The sequence below is a fragment of the Azospirillum sp. B21 genome (genome assembly GCF_008364825.1).
Lineage (GTDB): Bacteria > Pseudomonadota > Alphaproteobacteria > Azospirillales > Azospirillaceae > Azospirillum.
Map to the genome: position 1 here is coordinate 1 of NZ_VTTO01000056.1, position 833 is coordinate 833.

At 63.6% G+C, this 833-nt stretch carries 1 protein-coding gene; it reads left to right on the forward strand.

Going from position 1 to position 833, the window contains the following annotated elements; genetic code table 11:
* The first annotated feature begins 60 nt into the window (after positions 1–60).
* Positions 61–771, forward strand: a complete 711-nt coding sequence (locus FZ983_RS33890) for an IS6 family transposase (RefSeq protein WP_109152430.1) — start codon at positions 61–63, stop codon at positions 769–771.
* Positions 772–833: the final 62 nt, after the last annotated feature.

The following is an 833-nucleotide window of genomic DNA, read 5'->3' on the forward strand; positions in this document are numbered from 1 at the left end:
GGCATTGTCACATAAACCGCGGGGCTGGCGAGCTCCTGTTGCACTGGGCATAGTGGCGGGATGAGACGTGAGCCCGATCCCCATTACCGCCACCGCTTCCCGGCCGAGCTGATCGCGCATGCGGTTTGGCTCTACCATACATTCCCGCTCAGCTTTCGGGATGTCGAACTGCTCCTGGCCGACCGCGGCGTTGAGGTTTCCTATGAAACGGTGCGGCGCTGGTGCCGCAAGTTCGCCCAGACCTTTGCCAACCGGCTGCGCCGCCGGCGCCCACAGCCCGGTGACCGCTGGCACTTGGACGAGGTCTTCATCAAGATCCATGGTGTCCAGCACTACCTCTGGCGCGCGGTCGATCAGGAGGGTGTGGTGCTCGACATCCTGGTGCAGAACCGGCGCAACACCAAGGCGGCCAAGCGCTTCTTCAGGAAGCTGTTGACGGGGTTGCGCTACGTGCCCCGCGTCGTCGTAACCGACAAGCTGAAGTCGTACGCCGCCGCCAAAGGGAAGATCATCCCCGGCGTGGAGCACCGGCAAAGCCGGTATCTCAACAATCGCGCTGAGAACTCGCACCAGCCGACCCGGCTGCGTGAGCGACGGATGAAGCGCTTCACGTCACCCCGGCAGGCCCAGCAGTTTCTCTCCGCCCATGGCCCCATTCACCAGCATTCCCACCCGCGCCGGCACCTTATGACGGCCGCCGAATATCGGGCCTATCGAGCCAACGCTTTCGCCGTCTGGCAGCAGGAGACGTGTGTCCGCAAGATGGCCTGATGGGCGTTGGCGGGCTGCTGCAGCCGCCTTCTTGGTCTCGATCAAGTTAATGTGACGATGCC

Excerpts from the sequence above, each read along its gene's own strand:
- FZ983_RS33890 (WP_109152430.1), top strand. The coding sequence starts at position 61 with ATGAGACGTGAGCCCGATCCCCATTACCGCCACCGCTTCCCGGCCGAG.